Origin of the sequence: Synechococcus sp. PCC 6312 (assembly GCF_000316685.1) — a bacterium.
In the GTDB taxonomy this organism is placed as follows: Bacteria; Cyanobacteriota; Cyanobacteriia; order Thermosynechococcales; family Thermosynechococcaceae; genus Pseudocalidococcus.
Genome location: NC_019680.1, coordinates 1,865,666 through 1,888,963, shown reverse-complemented (window position 1 = coordinate 1,888,963; position 23,298 = coordinate 1,865,666). Strand labels below are relative to the sequence as shown.

The 23,298-nt window shown below is 49.2% G+C and carries 24 protein-coding genes and 1 other annotated feature (1 of these 25 running past the window's edge); of the genes, 13 read left to right on the top strand and 11 right to left on the bottom strand.

Annotation, left to right across the window (positions count from 1 at the left end):
- Positions 1 to 801 precede the first annotated feature (801 nt).
- Both SYN6312_RS09185 and SYN6312_RS09180 read left to right on the top strand, forming a co-directional pair.
- On the top strand, positions 802 to 1,014 hold the full coding sequence (locus SYN6312_RS09185) for a hypothetical protein (RefSeq protein ID WP_015124593.1): 213 nt from the start codon (positions 802 to 804) through the stop codon (positions 1,012 to 1,014).
- A gap of 69 nt (positions 1,015 to 1,083) precedes the next feature.
- Positions 1,084 to 1,269 (top strand): lipopolysaccharide assembly protein LapA domain-containing protein, encoded by a 186-nt coding sequence (locus tag SYN6312_RS09180; RefSeq protein WP_015124592.1) that lies wholly within the window; start codon positions 1,084 to 1,086, stop codon positions 1,267 to 1,269.
- A gap of 4 nt (positions 1,270 to 1,273) precedes the next feature.
- Here SYN6312_RS09180 and SYN6312_RS09175 read toward each other — a convergent pair whose 3' ends face one another.
- Positions 1,274 to 2,401, bottom strand: a complete 1,128-nt coding sequence (locus SYN6312_RS09175; RefSeq protein WP_015124591.1) for a peptidylprolyl isomerase — start codon at positions 2,399 to 2,401, stop codon at positions 1,274 to 1,276.
- A 111-nt stretch (positions 2,402 to 2,512) separates the two neighbouring features.
- Between SYN6312_RS09175 and SYN6312_RS09170 the strand changes: the two genes are divergently transcribed.
- The 3 genes from SYN6312_RS09170 to SYN6312_RS09160 are packed head-to-tail and all read left to right on the top strand — an operon-like array spanning position 2,513 to position 5,190.
- Complete coding sequence (locus SYN6312_RS09170) at positions 2,513 to 3,367, top strand: thiazole synthase (RefSeq protein ID WP_041430793.1); 855 nt, start codon at positions 2,513 to 2,515, stop codon at positions 3,365 to 3,367.
- An 11-nt stretch (positions 3,368 to 3,378) separates the two neighbouring features.
- Positions 3,379 to 4,524, top strand: coding sequence for a glycosyltransferase (locus SYN6312_RS09165; RefSeq protein WP_015124589.1), 1,146 nt, complete (start codon positions 3,379 to 3,381; stop codon positions 4,522 to 4,524).
- 27 nt (positions 4,525 to 4,551) lie between these two features.
- Complete coding sequence (locus tag SYN6312_RS09160) at positions 4,552 to 5,190, top strand: class I SAM-dependent methyltransferase (RefSeq protein WP_015124588.1); 639 nt, start codon at positions 4,552 to 4,554, stop codon at positions 5,188 to 5,190.
- Between the two features lie 20 nt (positions 5,191 to 5,210).
- Here SYN6312_RS09160 and SYN6312_RS09155 read toward each other — a convergent pair whose 3' ends face one another.
- The 4 genes from SYN6312_RS09155 to SYN6312_RS18285 form a co-directional block, all read right to left on the bottom strand.
- Complete coding sequence (locus tag SYN6312_RS09155; RefSeq protein WP_041430792.1) at positions 5,211 to 6,164, bottom strand: DUF1517 domain-containing protein; 954 nt, start codon at positions 6,162 to 6,164, stop codon at positions 5,211 to 5,213.
- 168 nt (positions 6,165 to 6,332) lie between these two features.
- Positions 6,333 to 7,247 carry an ornithine carbamoyltransferase gene (argF, locus tag SYN6312_RS09150; protein WP_015124586.1) on the bottom strand — a complete coding sequence of 305 codons (915 nt, stop codon included), beginning with the start codon at positions 7,245 to 7,247 and terminating at the stop codon, positions 6,333 to 6,335.
- Between the two features lie 90 nt (positions 7,248 to 7,337).
- Positions 7,338 to 7,925 carry a PAP/fibrillin family protein gene (locus SYN6312_RS09145; RefSeq protein ID WP_015124585.1) on the bottom strand — a complete coding sequence of 196 codons (588 nt, stop codon included), beginning with the start codon at positions 7,923 to 7,925 and terminating at the stop codon, positions 7,338 to 7,340.
- Between the two features lie 82 nt (positions 7,926 to 8,007).
- The gene (locus tag SYN6312_RS18285) at positions 8,008 to 11,820 is read right to left on the bottom strand and encodes a PAS domain-containing protein (protein WP_015124584.1); all 3,813 of its coding nucleotides are present in this window, start codon (positions 11,818 to 11,820) and stop codon (positions 8,008 to 8,010) included.
- 307 nt (positions 11,821 to 12,127) lie between these two features.
- On the opposite strand from SYN6312_RS18285, the gene ppk2 reads away from it, so the two are divergent.
- The 4 genes from ppk2 (at position 12,128) to SYN6312_RS20990 (ending at position 15,967) form a co-directional block, all read left to right on the top strand.
- Positions 12,128 to 13,018 carry a polyphosphate kinase 2 gene (gene ppk2 / locus SYN6312_RS09135; RefSeq protein ID WP_015124583.1) on the top strand — a complete coding sequence of 297 codons (891 nt, stop codon included), beginning with the start codon at positions 12,128 to 12,130 and terminating at the stop codon, positions 13,016 to 13,018.
- A gap of 74 nt (positions 13,019 to 13,092) precedes the next feature.
- Positions 13,093 to 13,866 (top strand): 1-(5-phosphoribosyl)-5-[(5-phosphoribosylamino)methylideneamino]imidazole-4-carboxamide isomerase, encoded by a 774-nt coding sequence (gene hisA / locus SYN6312_RS09130; RefSeq protein ID WP_015124582.1) that lies wholly within the window; start codon positions 13,093 to 13,095, stop codon positions 13,864 to 13,866.
- 59 nt (positions 13,867 to 13,925) lie between these two features.
- Positions 13,926 to 15,773, top strand: a complete 1,848-nt coding sequence (thrS, locus tag SYN6312_RS09125) for a threonine--tRNA ligase (RefSeq protein ID WP_015124581.1) — start codon at positions 13,926 to 13,928, stop codon at positions 15,771 to 15,773.
- Between the two features lie 92 nt (positions 15,774 to 15,865).
- Positions 15,866 to 15,967 (top strand): DinB family protein, encoded by a 102-nt coding sequence (locus SYN6312_RS20990; protein ID WP_071880562.1) that lies wholly within the window; start codon positions 15,866 to 15,868, stop codon positions 15,965 to 15,967.
- A 35-nt stretch (positions 15,968 to 16,002) separates the two neighbouring features.
- On the opposite strand, the gene panB is transcribed toward SYN6312_RS20990, so the two are convergent.
- Complete coding sequence (gene panB / locus SYN6312_RS09120) at positions 16,003 to 16,812, bottom strand: 3-methyl-2-oxobutanoate hydroxymethyltransferase (RefSeq protein ID WP_015124580.1); 810 nt, start codon at positions 16,810 to 16,812, stop codon at positions 16,003 to 16,005.
- Between the two features lie 290 nt (positions 16,813 to 17,102).
- Between panB and psbV the strand changes: the two genes are divergently transcribed.
- The 3 genes from psbV (at position 17,103) to petJ (ending at position 18,652) form a co-directional block, all read left to right on the top strand.
- Positions 17,103 to 17,594 carry a photosystem II cytochrome c-550 gene (gene psbV / locus SYN6312_RS09115; RefSeq protein WP_041431357.1) on the top strand — a complete coding sequence of 164 codons (492 nt, stop codon included), beginning with the start codon at positions 17,103 to 17,105 and terminating at the stop codon, positions 17,592 to 17,594.
- Between the two features lie 15 nt (positions 17,595 to 17,609).
- Positions 17,610 to 18,161, top strand: a complete 552-nt coding sequence (gene psbV2, locus SYN6312_RS09110; protein WP_015124578.1) for a photosystem II cytochrome PsbV2 — start codon at positions 17,610 to 17,612, stop codon at positions 18,159 to 18,161.
- Positions 18,162 to 18,313: 152 nt separating this feature from the next.
- Positions 18,314 to 18,652, top strand: coding sequence for a cytochrome c6 PetJ (gene petJ, locus SYN6312_RS09105; RefSeq protein ID WP_015124577.1), 339 nt, complete (start codon positions 18,314 to 18,316; stop codon positions 18,650 to 18,652).
- A 107-nt stretch (positions 18,653 to 18,759) separates the two neighbouring features.
- Here the strand turns inward: petJ and SYN6312_RS09100 are convergent, their stop codons facing one another.
- On the bottom strand, positions 18,760 to 19,629 hold the full coding sequence (locus tag SYN6312_RS09100; protein ID WP_015124576.1) for an inositol monophosphatase family protein: 870 nt from the start codon (positions 19,627 to 19,629) through the stop codon (positions 18,760 to 18,762).
- 14 nt (positions 19,630 to 19,643) lie between these two features.
- Entirely contained in the window at positions 19,644 to 20,012 is a 369-nt protein-coding gene (locus SYN6312_RS09095; protein ID WP_015124575.1) for a 2Fe-2S iron-sulfur cluster-binding protein, read from the bottom strand.
- Between the two features lie 324 nt (positions 20,013 to 20,336).
- On the opposite strand from SYN6312_RS09095, the gene SYN6312_RS09090 reads away from it, so the two are divergent.
- A complete protein-coding gene (locus tag SYN6312_RS09090; protein WP_015124574.1) occupies positions 20,337 to 21,281 on the top strand; it encodes a branched-chain amino acid ABC transporter permease in 945 nt (314 codons plus the stop codon).
- Positions 21,282 to 21,398: 117 nt separating this feature from the next.
- Here SYN6312_RS09090 and SYN6312_RS09085 read toward each other — a convergent pair whose 3' ends face one another.
- The 3 genes from SYN6312_RS09085 to rplJ all read right to left on the bottom strand — a co-directional run bounded on the left by SYN6312_RS09085 (position 21,399) and on the right by rplJ (position 23,138).
- Positions 21,399 to 21,983 carry an EF-hand domain-containing protein gene (locus tag SYN6312_RS09085; protein ID WP_015124573.1) on the bottom strand — a complete coding sequence of 195 codons (585 nt, stop codon included), beginning with the start codon at positions 21,981 to 21,983 and terminating at the stop codon, positions 21,399 to 21,401.
- Positions 21,984 to 22,135: 152 nt separating this feature from the next.
- Positions 22,136 to 22,531 (bottom strand): 50S ribosomal protein L7/L12, encoded by a 396-nt coding sequence (gene rplL / locus SYN6312_RS09080; protein ID WP_015124571.1) that lies wholly within the window; start codon positions 22,529 to 22,531, stop codon positions 22,136 to 22,138.
- Positions 22,532 to 22,616: 85 nt separating this feature from the next.
- Complete coding sequence (gene rplJ / locus SYN6312_RS09075) at positions 22,617 to 23,138, bottom strand: 50S ribosomal protein L10 (RefSeq protein WP_015124570.1); 522 nt, start codon at positions 23,136 to 23,138, stop codon at positions 22,617 to 22,619.
- 57 nt (positions 23,139 to 23,195) lie between these two features.
- Positions 23,196 to 23,298: a sequence feature (ribosomal protein L10 leader region), on the bottom strand (it continues 49 nt past the right edge of the window).

The following is a 23,298-nucleotide window of genomic DNA, read 5'->3' as shown; positions in this document are numbered from 1 at the left end:
AGGTTTTAGGACGTAATCCCGTTGAAATTTGGATAGGGGCATTTTAAAAAACGATTGTTTGCAAGGATTTGTAGGGTTTTAATGGGGCAGAGGGATCTGCTTAAGGCTACTGGGATAGGGGAAATCATTGAGCAATGATCGGGATGGAACAATAAGACCTGCATCTGTGAAATTTGAACAATAGTTCTGAAAATATTAAATTCCAAAGCCTGAGTCATTTAGGCAGGACAAGCGGTAGAGAAGCCCAGAAGGATTTCAGGATTAGGCTGAGGGATATGTTTGTGCGCCAGGCCAGAATTGGGGACAAGGAGTTTGAACTTCTGCGGAAAACGCAATAGAGCAAGTATCTACAATCTATGTTTTTAAGTACTTACAAGACTTTCAGATATTTAATGGACTAAAATTGGACTAAGTCAATTGGCCTGAAAAAGCGCACAAAAAAATGACCCTGCAATTCCCCATCGTTTTTTTTGGGGCAGGGCCAAGGACGCAGTTAGGAGGTATCTTGAACAATTACGTTATAGGTATTTCTGCTGAACAGAGCGTCTCTTTATTAAGTCTTTAGATTTTTAAGATTAATTTAAGAGAATGTTACTGAAAATTAACCTCCCTACCCCTTTTTTCAAGGGTTTGCTCCCAGGCCTGGGCTAGCTAAACATTTTGGCCAGAGTCTTAGCGTTGGAGATGGAATCAAGGCCGATTACAGAGGGGCTGATTGGTTAGGTTCCTCTAATCTTTGTCGGCAAAAACCATCTGCAGAACCCTTAGAATCAGGGAATATAACTCGACCCAAGAACTGCGATGCGCCCTAAGGATTATGCCTTACCAGTTATGGTTGTCCTCCTCATTTATATTGCCTATGGTTCAGCCATTCCCGGCCCCCTGGGGAGCTTCAGCCAAACCTTACGGAGCGGAGCCAATCACTTTTTTAGCTCTATTTTTTCTGGCTTTGCCACCTATAACCCCTATAATCGCTCTGAAAAGGCAGTTCAAGAACTCCAAAAAAATAAATAGGATGACCGCTGACCCAGACGTTCCGGGAACTACACAAATCCTCAACAAAATAAAATCTGGTTGGATTAAATGTCTAAAAATCTTCTCTTTGCTGTTATTGCCCTCACCATGATTGGGATTGCCATTTTATCGGTTCAAAATGCCAGTCCAGCCGTGGTTAGTTTCCTATTTTGGCAGTCTATTTCTCTGCCGCTGGGCATTATTCTCACCCTCGCCTTTGCCATTGGCCTGTTGATGCCGATTTTTCTAACGTGAGACCCTACAAGACTAGATTTTCCCCCCCGGCAATCACCTCAGCTTTTTCAATCATGTCTCCAGGCCGCAGTTTACCCAGAACATCTTGCCCATCAACGGTATAGCCAAACACCGCATATCGCCCATCGAGTAGGTTCAAACCAGCCGGGGTTAGCTCAGGTTCAAAGAGAAGAAAGAAAAACTGCGAGGAGCCCCCGTTAGCATCTTCATTGGGACGAGCTAAGGCTAGAGTGCCATAGGCAGAAAAGGGTAGGACTGGATGCTCTAAATAACGTCCCGCGTCTTCCAAGGTGATGCCATAGAGGGGAGTATTATCGCCATCAGTGAGAATCTCTAGGGGAATGGCCCGATATTCTTTCGTTTTGGGGTCAATAAAGCCATCTTCGGGGCCGGGGGGATCACCAGCTTGTAGAACATAGGATTCTTCGGCCCGCGTAAACGGCAACTGATTATAAAATCCCCGCTTGACCAAATCCACAAAATTGCCAGCCGTGACAGGAGCACTATAGCCGTCTAGGACTACGGTAATATCCCCTTTACTCGTTGTTAGTTTGACCGTTGCTCGACCTAATAATTGGGGTAAATTGCGATACTCAGCCGGAATTTGAAAGGGAAACCCTTTAACCATCAAATCTTCCAGACGACCAACCTGATCTAAGGCCTGGGCTTTGAGGGGCAGCAGTTGTTGACGATCCTTCGCCTCTGCGGCGGTTTGTAACGCGTCTAGGGTCTGGTTCAGTTGCTCAAGATGGTCTTTGGCCTGGGGTTGGCTATCGGTAGGAATACTGGCCAAGAGCTTGTCGGTTTTGGTCTCTAGGAGCCGCTTGGCTTTTTTAATATCACCCCCCACTCCACTCCAGCGTTTAGCCCGCAGTTGATTGGAAATATCCTCAAGATTGCCTTGGAGTTCCCGAACAGTTGGGTTATCAATGGGCAGAGCGTTCCGTAAAATCGCTTTGGCATCGGTGACGGCATTGCCTTGGGGTAAAGCGGCAATGAGTTGCAAGTTCTCCCAACCCCTGGCCCAGGCCCCGTTGCTCATTACCCCCAAACCCAGACCCCAGAGGAATACCCCACAGATGACCACAGCCAAAAAGCGGGAGAGGGATTGGTACCAGGCCTGGAAGTTCATCGTGCTACGCCAAACTACTTCATCTTTAATTTTCGCCTGAGAGGGGCCGACTTGATGGGAGAGTTAGCCAGGCCTGGTATGGTGAGAAAGGAAATATCACAATTACTGGCTATGTTGACTCAGGATATTGCATCCCCTGTCAGTGCAGGAAACCTCCCCGATCCGGCTCCCCTCACCATTGCCGGCCGCCGCTTCCAATCGCGGTTGATGACAGGAACCGGGAAATATCGCTCCATGGCTGAAATGCAGGCCAGTATTGCCGCCAGTGGTTGTGAAATTGTCACCGTTGCCGTCCGTCGCGTCCAAACCAATGCCCCTGGCCATGTCGGGTTAGCAGAAGCCATTGACTGGTCAAAAATCTGGATGTTGCCCAATACCGCCGGGTGTCAAACGGCTGAAGATGCGATTCGAGTGGCTCGCCTGGGTCGGGAAATGGCCAAACTATTGGGACAAGAAGATAATAACTTTGTCAAATTAGAAGTCATTCCGGACTCTAAATATCTCTTGCCCGATCCAATCGGCACCTTAGAAGCAGCAACTCAACTGGTCAAAGAAGGCTTTGCGGTTCTCCCCTATATCAATGCTGATCCCCTTTTGGCCAAACGATTAGAGGAGGTTGGGTGTGCCACCGTTATGCCCTTGGCTGCTCCGATTGGCTCTGGGCAAGGCCTGAAAAATGCGGCCAATATCCAAATCATTGTCGATCTCGTGACTATCCCGGTGGTTGTGGATGCTGGGATTGGCTCTCCTTCCGAAGCGGCCCAGGCCATGGAATTAGGGGCTGATGCTTTGCTGATTAATACCGCCATTGCCCAAGCCGAACAGCCGTCTCAGATGGCCCGCGCCATGGCCCTAGCTACCCAAGCTGGCCGATTAGCCTATCAAGCTGGGCGGATTCCCGTTAAAGCCTATGCCAGTGCCAGTTCACCCCTCACCGGAACCATTGCTCACCCGGCCCAGATTTAGGGGTTGGTGGGATGAGATTGGTGCAACAAGTCCTCGAAATCGGCTTTGGGATTCTCAGTCTGACCGGATTTATATTTTATTCGTGGCAGGCTATTGCGGTTAAACAGTTCTTTAGTCGCGCCAAAATCCCCCCCCTCAATCCGGCCCCACCCGTGACAATCTTAGTACCTGTCTGTGGATTGGAAGCCGGGGCCTGGGAAAATTGGCTTTCTCTTTGTCAACAAGATTATCCGAATTATAATGTCCTATTTGGAGTGCGGGAATTATCAGACCCAGCCGTTCCCTTCCTTAAACAACTGGTGCAAACCTATCCCTACCTGGTGCGCTGGTATCACTGTCCGGAAATTTTAGGAGTGAACTACAAAATTAGTAATTTGCTCCAACTGCGTGATTATGCCAATGGCCAGATCATCGTTTTTGTAGATAGTGATATTCGCGTCACCCCGGATTACCTAGCCACCGTCATCGCGCCCTTACAAAATCCCCAACTCGGAGTTGTCACCTGTGGCTATTTTGATCATCGCCCGCGGGGCCTGGGAGCAGCACTGTCAGCATTGGGGCGGTGTTTAGATTTTATTCCAAGTATTCTAATTGCTCGGATGTTAGATGGCGGTCTTAAGTTCGCGGTTGGGCCGACGATTGCGGTTCGTTCTCAGGTCTTGACTCAAACAGGGGCAATGGAATTAGCTAAAAACCGGATTGGGGACGATTATCGGCTGGGGTATGAGGCGGCGGCGGCAGGGTACGGGGTTGAGCTTTCCACCTATGTACTCCATAACGATTGTTCAGGGGATTCCCTCGGGACGGTTTTTGGGCGGGAAGTTCGTTGGTCCCGCGGGATTCGCTTTAATCGTGGATCGCAATATTATGGCATTGGTTTCACCTTTGGGACGGTTTATAGTGTTTGCCTGGTTTGGGTCTCTGGGGAATTATGGACGTTGGCGGTTTGGGCGGCGGTTTGGGGAATGCGATTGTTCCAGGCCTGGATTTGTTGTCAAACCATGAACGCTGAGAAGCTTTGGGCCTGGATTTGGGTTTTGCCCCTCAGAGATGGCTTGAGTTTTTTAATCTGGCTCGTGGGCTGCTTTGGTCGCAAAGTCCATTGGCGGGGCCGAGAATTAGAATTAGAGCCGGGGGGGTACTTGGTGGAGAAGTAGGGTTTCAACCATTGATAGGCCTGAGAAATGACCTTAAGAAAATCCCTAGAGGCCCAAATCCAGCAGCAATATGACCGGCTGGCGGCTCATTATGATCACCGTTGGCATCACTATTTAGACGAGTCTTTACACATCCTCCAGGCCTGGTCAGATATTCATGCCTCCGATCGGGTTTTAGACCTGGCCTGTGGGACTGGGGAATTTGCCTATCGCCTCTTGAGCCAATATCCAGAGTTACGCCTGACTGGAATTGACCTGTCTCCCAAAATGCTGGCTGTTGCCATAAATAAATGCCAGACCTTTCCCGAGGCCCACTTTCAATGTGCCAATATCCAGCAACTTCCTTTTCCCGATGCCTGTTTTGACCGGATTGTGACCAGCAGTGCTTTTCATTATTTCCCCGAACCTGTAAACGCTCTAACCGAAATGAAACGCGTCCTCGATCCGGCTGGCAAACTCATTATTGTGGATTGGTGCAAAGACTATTGGCTCTGTCAGATCTATGATTGGGTACTGCCTTGGGTTGATCCGGCCTACCGGGGCTGTTACACCCGCGCAGAATTGAGGGAGTTAATCGAAAAAGCCCAGTTAAAACTTCACTACCTAGAGCGGATCCGTCCTGACTGGGCCTGGGAATTTATGGTTGCCGTTGTCTCGCTGAATTAAACAATTCGTGAATACTCGGCCTAGACAAGTTTTAACTGCGGATAAGCCAGAAGCACCTCATCAGCGGTTAGAGTATCACCCATGGCCTGGGGTTGCCACAGTAATTCCACCGCTAATAACCGATCACTGCTAATTCCGCCCAACTGTTGCAAGGCCTGGCGGAGATCACTGCTGGAGTTAATTTTCGGTAAGCTGAATTTACCCTCAGAAGCCACAATCAAGGTGACAACAATATATTCACCACTGGCAGACCCATAGGCAAGGGCATCTTTCTCAGCCTGGCTCAGGGCCACCACTGCGGTCTGACGAAGTTCTTGGCGATAGTTGGAGAGGGTTTCTGCCGAGAGTTTGCTCCGTTCTGCTAATGCCAGTTGGTTAAATTGAGTTTCTGCCGCTAAAAGCTTGGTTTGTTTTTCCTCAGAAGCCGCATAGACCCAATAGTCAGGATGCCGCAACAGAGCCAAAGTAGATTCCTGTAAAACCTTGGTTAACCCGCTGGCAGAACTCGTATCAGCACTCAGGCCAATCCGATTTAAGTCCGCCTGTAGTTCCCGAGCCTGAGCCGTTAAGCCCACATGGAGAACGTTCAGAGACACGGCTGGGTTACTACTGCCCAATTCACTGCCCATGCCGCCATCTCCCTCATCCCGAAATCGCCGAAAGGACGAAACCAGGAAGTTAGCCAGGCCAAAGAACAAAATCAGCGTAAACAGGCCGCCAAAACCGCCCCCAAAGCCAAAAAAGGGAATTAAAAACGGAAAACCAAATCCGCCCCCATAGGTCGGAGCCCCATAGCCGCCACCCCGAGAGTAAGACCGACTGGGAACCGGCCGACTGAAAGAGCCACCTCCCACTCGCCCCCCACTCCGGGCCGCTAAGACAGTCCCCCCATCGAGAGCCAATTGCCAAATTAATACCGCCGCCACCAAGATACCGAGGGCTGGGCGCAGAGTTTGCCAAACTTTTTTAATCATGTTCTTCGTCATGGGTCGTATTCTGGACACCGTTCTTTTTTAGCTTAACGCCTCTCCCCAGGCCTAACAGTGGTGGCAACCGAAAAGACTATTGCCAAAATCATCAGTTCTCCCACAACCCTTAATACCCCCAACCTTAATCTGCTGGAGTCTTAAATCAGCGAGAAATTAGGCCAGAATGCTAGCTAAAAGAGCTTTTTGGGCGTGGAGACGATTTTCCGCTTCTTCCCAAACCCGTGACTGGGGGCCTTCCAAAACAGCCGGAGTAATCTCTTCACCCCGATGGGCCGGTAAACAGTGGAGGACAATGGCATTGGGGTTAGCAAGTTGTAATAGCTCATCATTAATTTGGTAAGGCTGGAATAAGGGCAATCGATCCGCTGCTTCATCCTCCTGTCCCATACTGGCCCAAACATCTGTATAAAGGGCATGACTTCCCGCCGCCGCCGCCTTCACATCGGTCGTAATCACCACTTCACTTTTCCCTGCCGCAATCCCCTCGGCCTGGCTGACAATCTCCGGTAAAGGTTGATAGCCCACGGGAGCCGCAATCCGAATATTGACCCCCACCAAAGCACACCCCAACAACAAGGAATGAGCCATATTATTGCCATCCCCGACATAGGTCAGGGTTAAATCCTCCAGGCCCCCGAATGATTCTTTCAAGGTTAGTAAATCTGCCAGAACTTGACAGGGATGTTCTCGATCCGTCAAAGCATTGATCACAGGGATGCGGGCGTGATTGGCAATGGTTTCTAAGTCGGCCTGGGCAAACGTCCGAATCGCTAAGGCATCCAAATAGCGATCCAAGACGCGGGCCGTATCGGGGAGAGGTTCACCCCGGCCAACTTGGGTCGATTGGGGATTGAGATCAATGACATTTCCCCCCAGTTGATACATGGCCACAGAAAAACTGACGCGGGTGCGGGTTGAGGCTTTTTGGAACAGGAGGCCCAGGACTTTGGGACAGCGGGGAGTCATCGCGCCAGATTTCATCTGTGAAGAAAAATCTAGTAGATATAAAATCTCACTCTGGCTCAAATCAGCCATGCTTAACACATCCCGCCCACACAAACTTTCCATGACCGCTACTGCACTCCGATCGCTGATCCTTGACCCTTAGAGATTACCCTATGTCAGCAAGTTTAGGCTTGGGAAAATGGGGGAGGAGACCTAAGCCTTAGTCAAAACAAACAGGCTGCCTTCATTCCCGCGCCCCAGACGCAGATCATCATCCAGGTAGGTAATATCTAGCCAGCCCTGTTGTTCTTCACTGTTAAGCTTGAAGTCCAGACTCATCAAGGTTTTACCACTGGCGAGTTGACTAATAAACTGTTCTGGGTTGCGGTAATTGAGTAGTTGTCTTAACCCAATAATCGAGCGTTGGAATTTTACCCGGACTCTGGCAGGTGCTTCAGAAATTGGCTCAAACTTGGCCACCACACTCACCAGGCCCTCCAGGTAAGGCAGCCCGTAAAGCTCGGCAATATTAAAAATGGCTTGTTCCTCTGGCCGGACACATTGGTAAATTTGCCCTAATTTGACCAGAGGCGCACGATCCAGGCCGAGTAAGGCTTGACTACTGGTATAAATCAACCGCCAGTTACCCGCTAGTTTATCAGGAGCCTTCAGGGGATCAGGGGTGGGGTTGACTGCTTCTAGGCCCTGGGCTAACTCATCAACCCTTTTCTTTTCCGTTGGGTTAGCGAGAATTCCCCGATTGAGGCCAGCAATCGCCGTCAGTAGAGCCGCTTTAGGCATGAATCTGTTCCTGGTGTCTCAATCAGTTTGCCTCTTTATTTTGATCCTAATTCCTGTTTAAGACCAGATGGCAGCTATCGGATTAAATCGCGGCTTCAGCCCCATTCACCACGTACTGATTCCGCCCCTTTTCCTTGGCTAGATAGAGAGCATCATCCGCGGCTTTTAACCAGGTTTGCGGGGGTTGACCCGGCCTGGGGATGCCACATTGAATCCCAATACTGACGGTTAACTGCTGCGAAATTGCTGAGGTCGGATGGGGGAGGCCTTGGGCTGAGATGAGGTCTTGAATTCGTTGGGCAATCACTACGGCTCCAGATAAATCGGTACGGGGCAAGATCAAGACAAATTCTTCACCACCATAGCGGGCCACTAGGTCAGAGGAGCGGTGAATCGATCGCTGGAGGGTCTGGGCAACTTGGATCAGGCAACTATCCCCGGCCTGGTGTCCCAAGGCATCGTTATAGTTCTTGAAATAGTCAATATCCAACATTAATAGGGCCAAGCAATCTCCTTCCCGACAAGCAACCTGCCACTCCTGCGCTAAAACCTGATCGAAATAGCGACGATTGTAAACCCCAGTCAAGCCATCAATTTGGGTGAGGCGTTCTAATTCTTGTTGGGCTTCTTTGAGGGGGGTAATGTTGACGTTGAGGCCACTCATGCGGATCGGCTGGCCAGAGTCATCATATTCGACATGGCCCGTTCCCATGATCCAGACCACCCCACCGTCAGCCCGCACCAGACGAAATTCTCCTTGATAAGGAATTCCAGTGGCAATGGCTTGCTCAACTCCGGCTACAACGCGATCGCGATCCTCAGGATGCAGCAAGTTGATGAAGGTGTCTTGATTTTTGGGGTAACTATCCGGGCTGTAACCCAGGGCATAGTCGGTATTTTCTGACCAAGTGGAGATATTGGTCATTAAGTCTCGCTCCCACCAGCTAGTTGACGTGGACTCTAGGGCAATTCTCAGACGTTCTTCACTTTTTTGGAGGGCTTCTTCCATCTCTTTGCGCTCATTAATGTCAAGATTGATGCCGCTCATCCGCATTGGCCGGCCGGTTTCATCCCGTTGAACGATTCCTTTCGCCATTACCCAGTAAATCGCGCCATCAGGATGCAAAAACCGAAACTCAACCCGATAGGGTGTGTCATGTTCAAGACTGGCCTGGATTGCATGATGCACCTGTTCACGATCATCGGGGTGGACAAAACTGAGAAACCCTTCAACTTGGGAGAGACAATCTTCCGGTTTTCGGCCCACCATGGCGTAAAAATTGTCTGACCATCTAATCACGTTATTGAGAATATCCCAATCCCACCAACTGGTACCAGTCGAACTGAGAGCTAATCGTAGCCGTTCTTCACTTTCCTCTAGGGCTAGTTGGGTCTGTTTTCGTTCAGTAATGTCAATCATGATGCCACTGACTTGGAGCGGCCGGCCCGTTTCATCCCGTTGCAGTGCACCGAGGTCTGCTATCCAAACTATTTTGCCATTGGGTGGGATCATCCGAAATTCAACATTAAAGGGTGCGTCATGTTCTAAGGTGGCCTGGATCGCCGCTTGGACTTTGGCCTGGTCATCTGGATAAATGAGAGCAATGGCATCAGCCCAGGTTTGGGGGAGTTCATCACCGTGGCGACCGAGGAGATCATGGAAGGATGGGGCAGAGTACATTTGGTCGTTCACAATATCCCACTTCCACCAGTTGGCTGTCTCGGCGGAAAGGGCGAGTTGGAGGGTTTCTTCACTGGCTTTGAGGGCTTCTTCGGCTAGTTTGCGTTCGGTGATGTCTAGGTTAATTCCACTCATCCGGGTTGCGCGCCCATTTTGATCCCGTTGGACTGTTCCGGTGGCCATAATCCAGCGCATGGAGCCGTCTGGGTGGACAAAGCGAAATTCAGTTTTGTAGGGAGCATCTGTTTGGACTGACTCCATCAGTTTGGATTGGGTCGGCTCCACATCATCGGGATGGAGAAAGCTGAGGAAGGAGTCGACATTTTTGGGATAGGAGTTGGGGGCGCGGCCGATCATCTGATCAAAGTTTTCTGACCAATCTACGGCGTTGGTTTGAATATCCCAATCCCACCAGCTTGTCACCGTAGATTGCAAGGCAAAGCGGAATTTTTCTTCACTTTTGATCAGAGCTTGGGTGCGCTCTCTAACTTCTGCTGCGAGGGTTTCGTTATAGTTTTGGAGAATTTGTTCCAGGTGTTTACGCTCAGTAATATCTAGAAAAATAACGAGGGCTGCTGTAATTTCACGGGCCTGGTTATAAATGGGGATACCATAAGCCTTGAATATCCGGCGGTGTTCCCCCTGGCGAAATTCTAAATCATCAAGTTCAGTCGTTTGACCGTGCAAGGCCTGGACAGCGGGGAGTAATTCGGTGGGGTAGGGGCGATTTTGGCCAACTTGAAAGAGATGAAAGTCTTGGTTGAGTGTATCCAGGCCTGGGGAGTTAGGAATTGCGGTGAGTCCCAGTAAGCTCATGCCAGCCGGATTCAGGTACTCAACTTGGCCGTGGAGAGCATGGATTGCCACACCAATGGGAATTGCATCCAGAATTTGGGATAGGTGGGCTTTTTGCTCGGCTAGTTCGTGATTGGCAGTCTGAAGTTGATTAAGGGTGATGTGGATTTTCTGAGCCATCTCGACAAAGGCAGAGTCAAGCTCACTAATTTCTTTGATCGGATGAGCGATCGTATCTAGGCAGGTATCGGGTGCAACAAATTCACGGGTGCGGTTTTGAAGTGTCCGAATCGGGCGAATAATGGCCTGGGCAGTCAGGAGATTCAAGATCACCATAATCACAAGTAACAGCACTAGCAAAAACAAGATCGGAATTAAGTCTTTCTGAATATCCTGGGTGAGTTCGACTTCGGAAATAACGGTCATTAATAGCCAATCTAAACTGGGATCAAAGTTCAATCGCTCGGTCTCAACATAATAACGATTACCTGCAAAGATGAGACTTTCTAGACGCGACTCTCCGGGTTTCAGGGTACTGGCCTGGGGGAGTAGAGGAGCCAGGGATACCAGCAGCGGATTGGAACTATTTTGAATATGAATTCGTTTGAGGGAATATCCAGGCTTATTTTTATGTCTGACTAGCGAATAAGGTTTATCCCTAGTTGTTGATCCGACTAATTCCCCACTCAACTCGGTGATAAACGCCAGAGACTTAACCTTAAATTGCTGTCCTTCTAAGAGAGTATTAATTTTTTCGAGACTAATGCTACTAACAAATAAGGTGGGCAAGCGGTGGGTATCGGTTGGATAAATAGGAATATAGGTACTGATGACTAAGTTGGAACCCTCACGGCTTATATGGGGCTGGCTCCAGGAATTGGGTTTGATATTTTGAATGCTTTTGTACCAAGGCCAATCTGTCACCTTGAAAGGGCGCATAGTTGTCAGATCAACAAATTTATTTCCGACATGGTTAACTCGAAAGATTTGTAGTTCATTGGGACGCTCAGGACTCAGGAGTTCTACATCAAATTGATTGGGAGTAGTGCCATAACGATTCACTCTAAAGGAGTAGCCCCCAACTTGACTCACTCCAATGGCGGAAATATTGGGAAAGTTATTGAGTTGAATCGTCGCAACACGAATAAGTGAATTGTAATTTGTTGTACCGTTAGTAATTGCAACAATATCTCGATTAATTGCATTGAGACGAATAGCTGTATGCAGTTCTTGGCTAATTTGATTATTAATTCGTTCACTAGTTTCTATCGTCAGCGCAGCCAGTAAGTTAGAGATCGTTCTTTGTTTAGATTGCTCGAACAGGAGATAGGATAGTCCTAAAAAAACTCCCGATTGAAACAGAAATAAAACGATAAATAAGGTTCGCAGGGATTTTGGTTTACGAAGGGAGTCTCGCATCTTTGAAAACTGCGGCAGTATCATTATTTATAAGGTTTTATATCCATCAATTTATTCTATCTTGTCAGGTAAGATTAACGTTACATTAAAGAATGTTAAATTTTCAGAAGAATAAGTAACGGATTAAACGTGGAAATCCCACAAGGATCGCCAAAAACGAGTGTGTCGATCGTGGCTAATTCCCTTGGCTCTGGTCATTTAGCCCTAAGCAACTTAAGAAAGTGTTAATGATGAACAGAGATTTTCCCAGGCCTGGCAGACTGTATTAATATTGCGCTCACTTGCTCAGGGATGGGGATATTGACCTATGGCTGAATTAGACATCACAGCAGCACCGCTTGAAGCACAAACCGAGGGACCTGGAAAAAAGAAGAAAGCCAAGGACAAGAAAAAAGCCCTGCCCGAAACTCCAAAACCCAGCAAACTCGACCGTGACTTCTACGACAAAGAACTGGCTCGCCTCCAAGTTGAACTGGTCAAGATGCAATATTGGGTTAAACACGCTGGCCTGAAGATCGTGATTATTTTTGAAGGGCGGGACGCAGCCGGCAAAGGTGGGATGATCAAACGAATTTCTGCCCCCCTAAATCCCCGTGGTTGCCGGATCGTTGCCCTGGGAACTCCATCAGACCGGGAAAAAACCCAATGGTACTTTCAACGCTATGTCGAGCATCTCCCAGGGGCGGGCGAAATTGTCATGTTTGACCGGAGTTGGTATAACCGGGCCGGGGTGGAGTGGGTAATGGGCTTTTGCACTGAGGCTCAATATAACGAATTTATGGACTCTTGCCCCCAGTTTGAGCGGATGCTGGTTAAATCTGGAATTATCCTTATTAAGTATTGGTTTTCGGTCAGTGATGATGAACAGGAGCGCCGCTTCCAGGCCCGGATTTTAGAACCTGCTAAACGCTGGAAAATTAGCCCGATGGACATAGAATCGCGGGATCGCTGGGTGGATTATTCCAAAGCCAAAGATGCGATGTTAGCCCATACGAATATTCCCGAAGCACCCTGGTTTACAGTCGAAGCCGATGACAAACGCCGGGCCCACCTCAACTGCATTAGCCACTTACTCAGCAAAATTCCCTACGAAGACATCACGCCCCCGGCCATTGATCTGCCGCCCCGCCGCCCCGCCCCCGAAGACTACGTCCGCCCGCCGATTAACGAACAATTTTTTGTACCCTCCATCTACTAAGTTCCGAGAGAAAGCTGGAGAACCCTAAAGATTCACAGTAGGCTGGATTGATGGGTTAGTTTTAGGCAATAACGATGGATGTCATTCCCGCGATTGATTTGTTAGGTGGCCAATGTGTGCGCTTGTTTCAAGGGAACTATGACCAGGCCCAAGTCTTCAACACCAATCCCCGCCAAGTGGCCGAAAGTTTTGTTTCTCAAGGGGCAACGCGGCTGCATTTAGTGGACCTAGATGGGGCCAAGTCCGGTCAACCTGTTAACTATGACATCATTGCTGAAATTGCCCAGACTCTCCCAATTCCAGTCCAGGTGGGGGGGGGACTACGAACAAAAGCACAAGTGCAAGCTTTACTTGGCCTGGGGGTGGAACGGGCAATCCTCGGAACTGTAGCTCTCAAACAACCGGAATTAGTGGCGGAACTGGCCGCAGAATTTCCAGGACAGATTTGGGTGGGGATTGATGCCAAAAATGGCCGGGTCGCAACCCACGGCTGGCTAGAAACCTCAGAAATCACTGCAATTCAACTGGCTCAACAGATGCAGCGGCTGGGGATTGGCGGAATTATTTATACCGATATTGCCCGTGATGGCACACTCCAAGGGCCAAACCTAGATGCCTTAAAGGAATTAGCCGATCAAGTTGAAGTCTCAATTATCGCCTCTGGGGGTGTGAGTTCCCTGACCGATATTCTCGATATTTTTGCCCTGACTGGCCGGGGGATTGTTGGGGCAATTGTGGGGAAAGCGATTTATACCGGAGCGGTAGACTTAGCAGAAGCCATTAAAGCTGTGGGTATTGGCCGCTGGCAGGATGTCCCCCCGGATTTAGGACAAGTCACTTGGGCTTAGGGCGATACTGCCTAAAATAGAAGAATCATTGTCTATATATTTGTTTCCAGGGTGCTACCTTGTCTAATTCTGCGTCACAGTCCCTTCTCAATCTCCCCAAAACCAGTGAATCAGAAACCCTGAAGCGGATTCGGCATACTACGTCCCACGTTCTTGCGATGGCGGTGCAAAAGCTGTTTCCTAAGGCTCAAGTCACCATCGGCCCCTGGATTGAAACCGGTTTTTACTACGATTTCGACAATCCTGAGCCGTTTACCGACAAAGACCTGAAGGCCATCCAAAAAGAGATGGTCAAAATCATCAAACAAAAATTGCCCGTTATTCGGGAAGAAGTCAGCCGAGAAGAAGCTGAAGCTCGGATCAAAGCCTTGGGCGAACCCTACAAACTGGAAATTCTGGCGGATATTAAAACCGAACCAATCACGATCTATCACCTCGGTGAGCAGTGGTGGGATTTATGCGCCGGCCCCCATGTGGAAAATACGGGCGACCTTAACCCCCAGGCCATTGAACTCGAAAGTGTCGCCGGAGCCTATTGGCGGGGGGATGAAACCAAAGCCCAACTCCAACGCATCTATGGCACGGCCTTTGAAACTCCGGAACAGTTAGCCGAGCACAAACGCCGCAAAGCCGAAGCCCTCCGCCGCGATCACCGCAAGCTTGGTAAAGAACTGGGCCTGTTTTTATTTACGGATATTGTCGGCCCAGGCCTGCCCCTCTGGACTCCCAAAGGCACAGTCTTACGCTTCACCCTGGAAGATTTTCTTAAGCAGGAGCAACTCAAACGGGGCTATTTACCCGTTGTCACCCCCCACATTGCTCGGGTTGATTTATTCAAAACGTCCGGTCACTGGCAGAAATATAAAGAAGATATGTTCCCTCTCATGGCCGATGATCTCGATGCCGCAGCGGTGGAAGAGGGATTTGTCCTCAAGCCAATGAACTGCCCCTTTCATATCCAGATCTATAAAAACGAGTTGCGTTCCTATCGCAGTTTACCGATGCGGTTGGCGGAATTTGGCACGGTCTATCGCTATGAACAGTCCGGGGAATTGGGCGGTTTAACCAGGGTGCGCGGCTTTACAGTAGATGACTCCCATTTGTTTGTCACGCCGGAGCAGTTGGATCAGGAATTTTTGGATGTGGTGGATTTAATCCTCTCCGTCTTTAAGAGCCTCAACCTGAAAACCTTCCGGGCCCGGTTGAGTTTCCGGGATCCCGACTCGGATAAATATATTGGCTCAGATGAGGCCTGGTCAAAAGCAGAGGGGGCAATTCAACGGGCAGTGGAAACCCTGGGACTGGAGCATTTTATTGGCATTGGCGAGGCAGCCTTTTATGGGCCTAAACTTGACTTCATTTTCCAAGACGCCCTCGGTCGGGATTGGCAGTTAGGTACGGTGCAAGTGGATTACAATTTGCCGGAACGCTTTGGCCTGGAATATGTGGCTGAAGATGGCAGTCGCAAACGGCCGGTGATGATCCATCGCGCCCCCTTTGGGTCTTTGGAACGATTGATTGGGATTTTGATTGAAGAATATGTGGGGGATTTTCCCCTCTGGTTGGCCCCTGTCCAGATTCGCCTCTTGCCCGTGGGAGAAGATCAACATCCCTTTGCCCAAATTTTGCTGACTCAACTGTTAACCCTAGGAATTCGGGCCGAACTGGATCAGAGTGGGGAACGGTTGGGTAAACAAATCCGCAATGCCGAAAAAGAGAAAATTCCCGTCATGGCCGTGATTGGAGCCAAAGAAGTGGAGAGCAATAGCCTCAGTTTACGGACGCGAGCCCAAGGGGATTTAGGGGTTGTGCCGGTGCCAGAGGTAGTCCAACAGTTTCAAACTGCTCTCAAAAATCACCAGGCCGAGTTAGGGATTACCCCAGGCCCTGCGAATACCGAATCTTAACAACAAACTCCTTAAACATATAGGTTAAAATCCAGGCCTGGTCAGTGATTCAATCATCCCCTGGTATTGGTAATAATCAGAATCGGTTCTAGATTGATCAAACCCATCATCGGGGTCAGGTTTCCGTCTTACTTTCCCAGGCCGGACAACATCTAGACAGCACCGATTTACTGGTATTAATTCCGAGTCGTTAAAGTTATCTGAGCCACCCCTCCAAAGCTGCCAATCCCTAAGTCTGCCCGAAGCGGTTTTGTTGGACATCCTGACAGTAAGCCGTCACAGCTTGGTGAATCGTCCCCCGCAAATGGGCATAGGCTGGGGCAAAGGGTGGAGACTGAGCCGATAATCCCAAAAGATCTGCTGTCACTAACACTTGGCCATCACAATGGGGCCCTGCACCAATCCCAATGGTCGGAACTCGCAGTTTTTGAGTAATCACTTCCGCCAGATCGGCCGGAATATGCTCCAAAATGATCCCAAAGACCCCCGCAGCTTCCAAGGCTAAGGCATCCCGAATAATCCCATCGGCGGCAGCAGCAGATTGTCCCTGTTGGCGAAAGGAACCCAGTTGATGAATCGCTTGGGGGGTTAACCCGACATGGCCTAAAACTGGAATCCCCACCTCAACGAGAATTGTTACGGCCCTGATGGCACTGGAATAGGCTCCCTCTAATTTCACAGCTTGAACTCCCGCCTCTTGGAGTAACCGGCCGGCAGATTGCAGGGCTTGGGTTGAACTTTGTTGATAACTTAAACAAGGCAGATCCGCTACCAGCAAGGCTCGTTTCACCCCCCGTCGCACGGCCTGGCTATGATGCACCATCTGATCGAGCGTCACAGGCAATGTGGTTGGATACCCCAAGGCCACCATACCCAGAGAGTCCCCGACCAAAATCACATCTACGCCGGCCCGATCCAAAATTTCCGCCAACAAGAAATCCCAGGCCGTGAGCATGGTAATCGGTCGACCCTGCTGTTTCCAATGTTGAAGTTGGGGAATGGTCACCGGGCGGCTAGTTACAGGTTGCTCAGAAGCCATAGCGGGATATCCTCGACCGCAGAAAGCTCTTGGATCCTACTCGATTTCCTTTGTGGCCTGGTCAGCCTAAGGTCGCGAATTGTTGCTGAAATGGGAGACTTCATCAGGCCAACTTTGGGAAAGGCCCGGGCAATGGCATGATATTTAGTAATTGATCCCATTGGGGAGATACTGTGACGGTGTGCCGCAGATATGCTCAGACCTGGACATCATCTTACCCGAACTCAATTGGGATCCCCTTGACCTTAACTGCTGAGATTGCAACCTATCAAGAAAATGCACGGAGAACTATGCTGAGACGATGCTTCTGGCTGGCGGCGGCCCTGATCCTCTGTACCTGGCAAGTGTTGACGGGAACCGCGCTGGCGGCTGAACTTACGGCCGATGTGTTAACTGTTCCTTTCGATAGCCAAGGGAAATCCATTACCTTAACCAAACAACAATATGACGAAGGGCAACGGTTATTTAACTATGCCTGTGCCACTTGCCATGTGGGCGGGGTAACAAAAACTAATCCTAGCCTTGACTTGGCAACAGAAACCTTGGCCCTGGCGACTCCACCTCGGGATAGTATTACTGGCCTGGTGGACTACATGAAAGACCCAACTACCTATGATGGGGAAGAGTCCATTGCCGAAGTTCACCCCAGCCTCAAGAGCGCCGATATCTTTCCGAAGATGCGGAACTTGACCGATAAAGACTTAGCTGACATTGCCGGTCACATCCTGGTGGCTCCCAAAATCCTGGGTGAAAAATGGGGCGGCGGCAAGGTCTATTACTAAATCTAATTAACCTGAATGAATAACTATCCGCAATTACTCCCCACCCTTGCAAAAATAATCCCCTGGCTCCAGGTTGGCATCACAGCATTAGTTGTTAGTTGCTTGGCCTGGAGTTTTGCTTGGGGTAACCCGGCCTGGGCGGTCAATGGGATTGATGGCTATGTGTCTCAATATCTCAAGGCCACTCAACCCGTCAGTTTGCCCCTAGATGCCACAGGTGCTACCCGAGAGTTTACTCCAGCCGAGTTAACCCAAGGAAAACGTCTGTTTGAAGAAAATTGCAAAAACTGCCATGTTGGCGGGGCCACTCTCCCGAATCCCCTTGTCTCTTTATCCTTAAAAGACCTTCAGGGAGCAGCCCCACCCCGAGACAGTATTGCCAGTTTGGTGGCTTTTCAACGCCTCCCCATGACCTATGATGGAAGCGAAGAAAGCTACTGGTGCCGAGAAGTCCCAGAAAACTGGTTAACGACTGAGCAATTGGAAGAATTAGCTGCATTTATCCTTCGAGCTGCATCCGTGGCTCCGGGTTGGGGAACAGAAACCTTTGCTGATTCAGCTCCTTAACGGATTTGGGATGGAAAAATTTGGTAAACTTGCCGATGGTGGCTTGGGCCGCTGGCATCCCGTTGACTAGCTCATTCTTAAAAATGCCCGAATTAGAACTGGCCACTTTTAATACTTGCCCTAAGAATTGAACCCTGAAGAGGAGAATACTTGTGAAAACGTTATTAACGATCCTGGCTTTGACCCTAGTGACCTTAACGACTTGGCTGAGTACCCCGGCATTTGCGGCTGATATTGCTGATGGAGCCAAGGTATTCAGTGCTAACTGTGCAGCCTGTCACATGGGCGGTGGTAATGTCGTGATGGCCAACAAAACCCTCAAAAAAGAGGCCCTAGAGCAGTTTGGGATGAACTCTGCTGATGCCATTATGTATCAAGTCCAAAATGGGAAAAACGCAATGCCTGCTTTTGGTGGTCGATTAAGCGAAGCTCAAATTGAAAATGTCGCTGCCTATGTTTTAGATCAATCTTCTAAGAATTGGGCGGGTTAAGTTAGTGGTTGAGGGCGGCTCTAAGGAACCCCAAAATTCTCAATTCTAGAAAAACTAGCTAAATTTTCACCCTCGGTAGCGGGGGTTTTTTAGTATCTAGTAAACCTCTAGGTCAGAAAGGGGAAGGTAGAAAAATCTGGAAATTGGGCTTTGATCGGGGCAACAGCAGTTAGGGCCTGGCTGAGTTGGCTGTGGATTCTGCCGTTAGTGGCTAAAATCCGCCCTGTTTCTAAAACCAAAGCAGACTGATCATAGGCGGTCACCACTCCCCCTGCCTCCCGGACAATCACCACTCCAGCAGCTAAATCCCAGGGCGAAAGGCCTCGCTCCCAGTAGCCATCTAACCGCCCACAGGCCACATAGGCAAGATCAATAGCCGCAGCTCCGGCCCGGCGAACGCCTTGGGTCAGGTGGGTGAGATAGCAAAATTCAGCATAATTATTGTCGGAAGTTTCACGGCGGTCGTAGGCAAAACCGGTTACCAGTAAGCTATCCCGCAGTTGGCTGGTGTGGGAAACATGAAGATGCTTAGTGGCGGCGGCTGTCAATGGCGGTGTTGAGACCGTTGCTCCCAGGCCCTTGGCTGCGGCAAACAGTTCTTGATGAAAGGGATCAAAGATTACTCCAACTTGTGGTTCTCCTTCAACGAGCAGGCCAATAGAAACCGCACTAAAAGGGTATTGGTGGGCATAGTTTGTTGTCCCATCCAGGGGATCAATCGCCCAGAGATAGGGGCTGGTGTTGGTGCCGATCCGACCAGATTCCTCGGCCAAAATTTGATGGCTAGGAAAGTTTTTTTGCAGAATCCCTAAAACCGCCGCTTCTGATTCTTTGTCCGCAATCGTGACTAAATCGCCGCTCCGGCCTTTTTCTTCAACCATTTCCAATTGTCCCCAATGGGCCTGGAGAATTTTCCCACCGGCCAATGCTGCTTCTGTGGCAACGGCCAAACAGTCCGCTAAAAACTGATCACTCATGGGAAATATGCCAATTAGTCCTCATCCAACGGTAGCCCGATTTGGACTTTCCCCTTACCAAAATATTGCCCAAATTGGAGTTCATAGACCTCATCTTCGTCTTGGGTTTCTACGACTAGATCTGATTCAGCATAGGAGACACAGAGAAGGGCATACCCCTGGGCCTGGAGTTTGGGTGAAAGCCCCATCGCTTCGGGTTGTCTGAGGGAGCCGGATTTGACCTGCACTGCACAGGTGGTACAAGCCCCATTCCGGCAAGCAAAGGGTAATTCAGTCCCAGTGGCTTCTGCACTATGGAGAATGTACCGATCCGCCGGAACCCTAACTTGGTAGGTTTGCTGGCGTTGGCGATCATGAATTGTGACTGAGTAAGTTGTCGTCATGGAGAGGCAGGGAGAAATAGAGGCTAAAGCAGGAATGTGGGTTGTAGTGATCAGGGCTAGAGTGCTGTCCAGATGAGTAGGAACTCGTCAACCCCATTGGGATATCTTTGTTCAGAATCGGGCAATGATGCTAGCTGTAGATATAGTAGTGTGATAGAAAAATGTTATGGCAAAGGAGAGAATATGGGTGGGAATCTTTATCTGTCTGATGGATTTACACCATTCACCTTAGCAAAATTTGGCCCTCTTCTTGAATTCTGGCTATGGTTGATACCTCAGTAATTTTAATGTCTTCCTTCCAGGCAATTGCCTGAACTTGATAAAATGGCTGACTTTCTTCAAACGGTTTTGAACGGTCTTTCCTTGGGTAGTGTCTATGCCCTATTTGCCTTGGGGTATACCTTGGTATTTTCAATTTTAGGTATGATTAACTTTGCCCACGGGCCGGTTTTTGCCTTGGGTGCTTACTTGACCTATGGTTTGCTTGGGAGTCGGTTCGGTTTTAATGGCATCCTCGCCAATGCTCAACTCCCCTTCAGTTTGCCTTTTCCTCTGGCCGTGATCTTGAGTGGGGTTTTATGTGGCTTGGTTGGCCTGGGAATTGAGTGGGGGGCTTTTCGTCCGTTGCGGAAGGCGGGGGCTGAACCGCTCCTAAGCGTTGTTTCTAGTTTGGGGGTGGCGGTGATCCTGGTCAACCTGATCCAATACCTTGTTGGGGCTGAAGTTTATACCTTGCCAAGTGGGATCTATGGTCAAATTCCAGCGGCGATTAATTTTGGCTCTACGACCTCTCCCCTGTTGATTCGCACCAGTCAATTGGTGATTTTTATCGTTTCAGTTCTGTTACTCATTACCTTAACCCTTTGGATTAATGGAACTCAGATGGGTAAGGCGATGCAAGCAGTGGCAGAGGATGAGATAACGGCAAAGTTATTGGGGATCAATCCCGATGGGTTTATTAGTTTGACATTTTTCATCAGTAGCTTTTTGGCAGCGGTGGCAGGGAGCTTGGTGGCAGCGAGTGTGAGTATTACCGGACCACAGTTTGGCCTCAGTTTTGGGTTGAAGGGCCTGGCGGTGATTGTCTTGGGTGGCCTGGGGAGTATTCCGGGAACGATGTTGGCGGGGATTTTCCTCGGCTTAGTGGAGAGTTTTGTCCCCTCTGAATGGTCGGGATTTCGGGATGCGGTTGGATTTAGTCTCTTATTTTTAGTCTTGATTATTCGTCCGCAAGGGTTGATGGGCCGTAAGTTAATTGAAAAGGTTTAAACAGAGATCAATTCCCAAACTTGAGGGTCTTAATGAATTGGGTCAACTTGGCAAAAAATTGAGATTAGGGGGAATAGACCACCAACGGTACAGAAGAACAACGGTATTCACACTTGCTCACAACCAAGTTGCTGTATCGGGATCGCCAAATAAACTAGCTCCTGGGAGGGAATCATCCGGTTCAAACCAATATTGGCGCACCAGTTCCAGAAATTCTGCTTTAGACATCCCCAAGTCAGCCGTTTTGGAATTCGCAAGCAACTGCTGAAAATTAGTCACAACCCATGCCCCACCTTTTTCATAGGCCTCTGCATAATCTTGAACATCTACCTCGGTTAAGTAACCATCGCCATCAGTATCCAAAATATCAAAGAAGCCACCTGCGGCCCGCTCAATAAAGGCAACTCCGGCCTGGGGATGGGAAGTCATCAACTGCACCACTGCGGCATGGCCTTGAACAAATTCATCTAAGGTCACTTTGCCATCATGATTTAGATCTCGGCGACTGTTTTCCCAGGCGTAGGTGTGGGCGAGAAGAGCAAACAGTTCTGCATACTCAGGGGTTCCAGGGGTAAATTTACGAGCCGCAAAATGCTCTGCCACAACTTCCAAATCGGTTTTATAGTCCAATACGCCATCACGATTGCGATCCATGAACTCAAATAATTTCTGAAATCGCTGGATCAGATTATCAGGCAGCATTGTATTTATCCAAAGACAGCATATCCCCATTTTGCCGAGGCTTTACTAAGAATAGTGGGTTTGGTCTCAATTGAATTTTTGATTTTAAAATAAAAAGGAGCCATTGTCGGCCCCTCAAAAAGTTAATGAAAATCAAAAGATTAAACTGAAATCTATTTGACGCTGGCTTTGGCTCCAGCTTCCTCAAGTTCTTTCTTGGCGGCTTCGGCATCTTCCTTGGGTACACCCTCTTTAATCGGTTTCGGGGTAGATTCCACCACATCTTTGGCTTCTTTCAGGCCCAGGCCAGTCAAGGAGCGTACCACTTTCAGCACCGCAATTTTCTTGTCGGCGGGAACTTCTTCCAAGATCACGTCAAAAGCGGTTTTCTCTTCCACTTCTTCTGCAGGGGCCGCCGCACCACCAGCCGGAGCCGCCATAATCATCCCGCCCACAGGAGCCGCAGCACTCACGCCAAAGGCTTCTTCGATTTGCTTAACCAATTCAGCAGCTTCCAAGAGGCTGAGGGTTTTTAACTTTTCTAAAATTTCATCGGTTGCAGCAGACATTGTCTAAACTCCTAAAAACAAAAACGTCAATTCAACTCAGTCAAATTTGTTTGATGCCCAGCATCAGCAGAGAACGGGGAAAACTTTAACCTTTATCAGCAATGGCCTGGGTTGCCCGTGCCAAGGAGGCCGGAACTTCTTTGATCCCAAAGGCAATCTTGGTCGTCAAGGCATTTAAGGCCCCGGCTACTTGAGCCATTAACTCTTCCTTCGATGGCAGTGAACCAATGGCTTTAACTTGGTCTTCACTCAGGGCCTGGCCATCAAAGACGCCACCGCGAATCGTGGTTTTCTTGGTAACCTTTTGGAACTCTTGATAGGCCTTAATTGCCCCACCCAGATCGTCCTTGACCAACAGAAATGCTGAAGGGCCCTGGAGAAATTGGGACAGGGGTTGCCACTGAGTCTGATCAGTAATCGCAATTTCCATCAAGGTGTTTTTAGTTACCTTACAGACGGTATTGGACGGCCGTAGCCGATTCCGTAAGTCCGTCAGTTCTGCCACGGTCAGGCCTTGGAAGTCAACCACCATGGCCATTTGAGCTTCACTGAGCAGGGATTTGAGATCTGCCACAATCTCTTGCTTATTGGCGTAGGTTCGACCCACTAGTCACCTCCTGAACAACAAAATCGTAAAACTGGTATCGAAAAACTCAAGCCATCTTTGGATAAAAACAAACCCCCTTACCATATAGGCCGGGGGCAAACTAATCAGGATAGGCTTAGAGGAACTAAGAAACCTGTAGATTTGGGTTTACCTCGGCAGG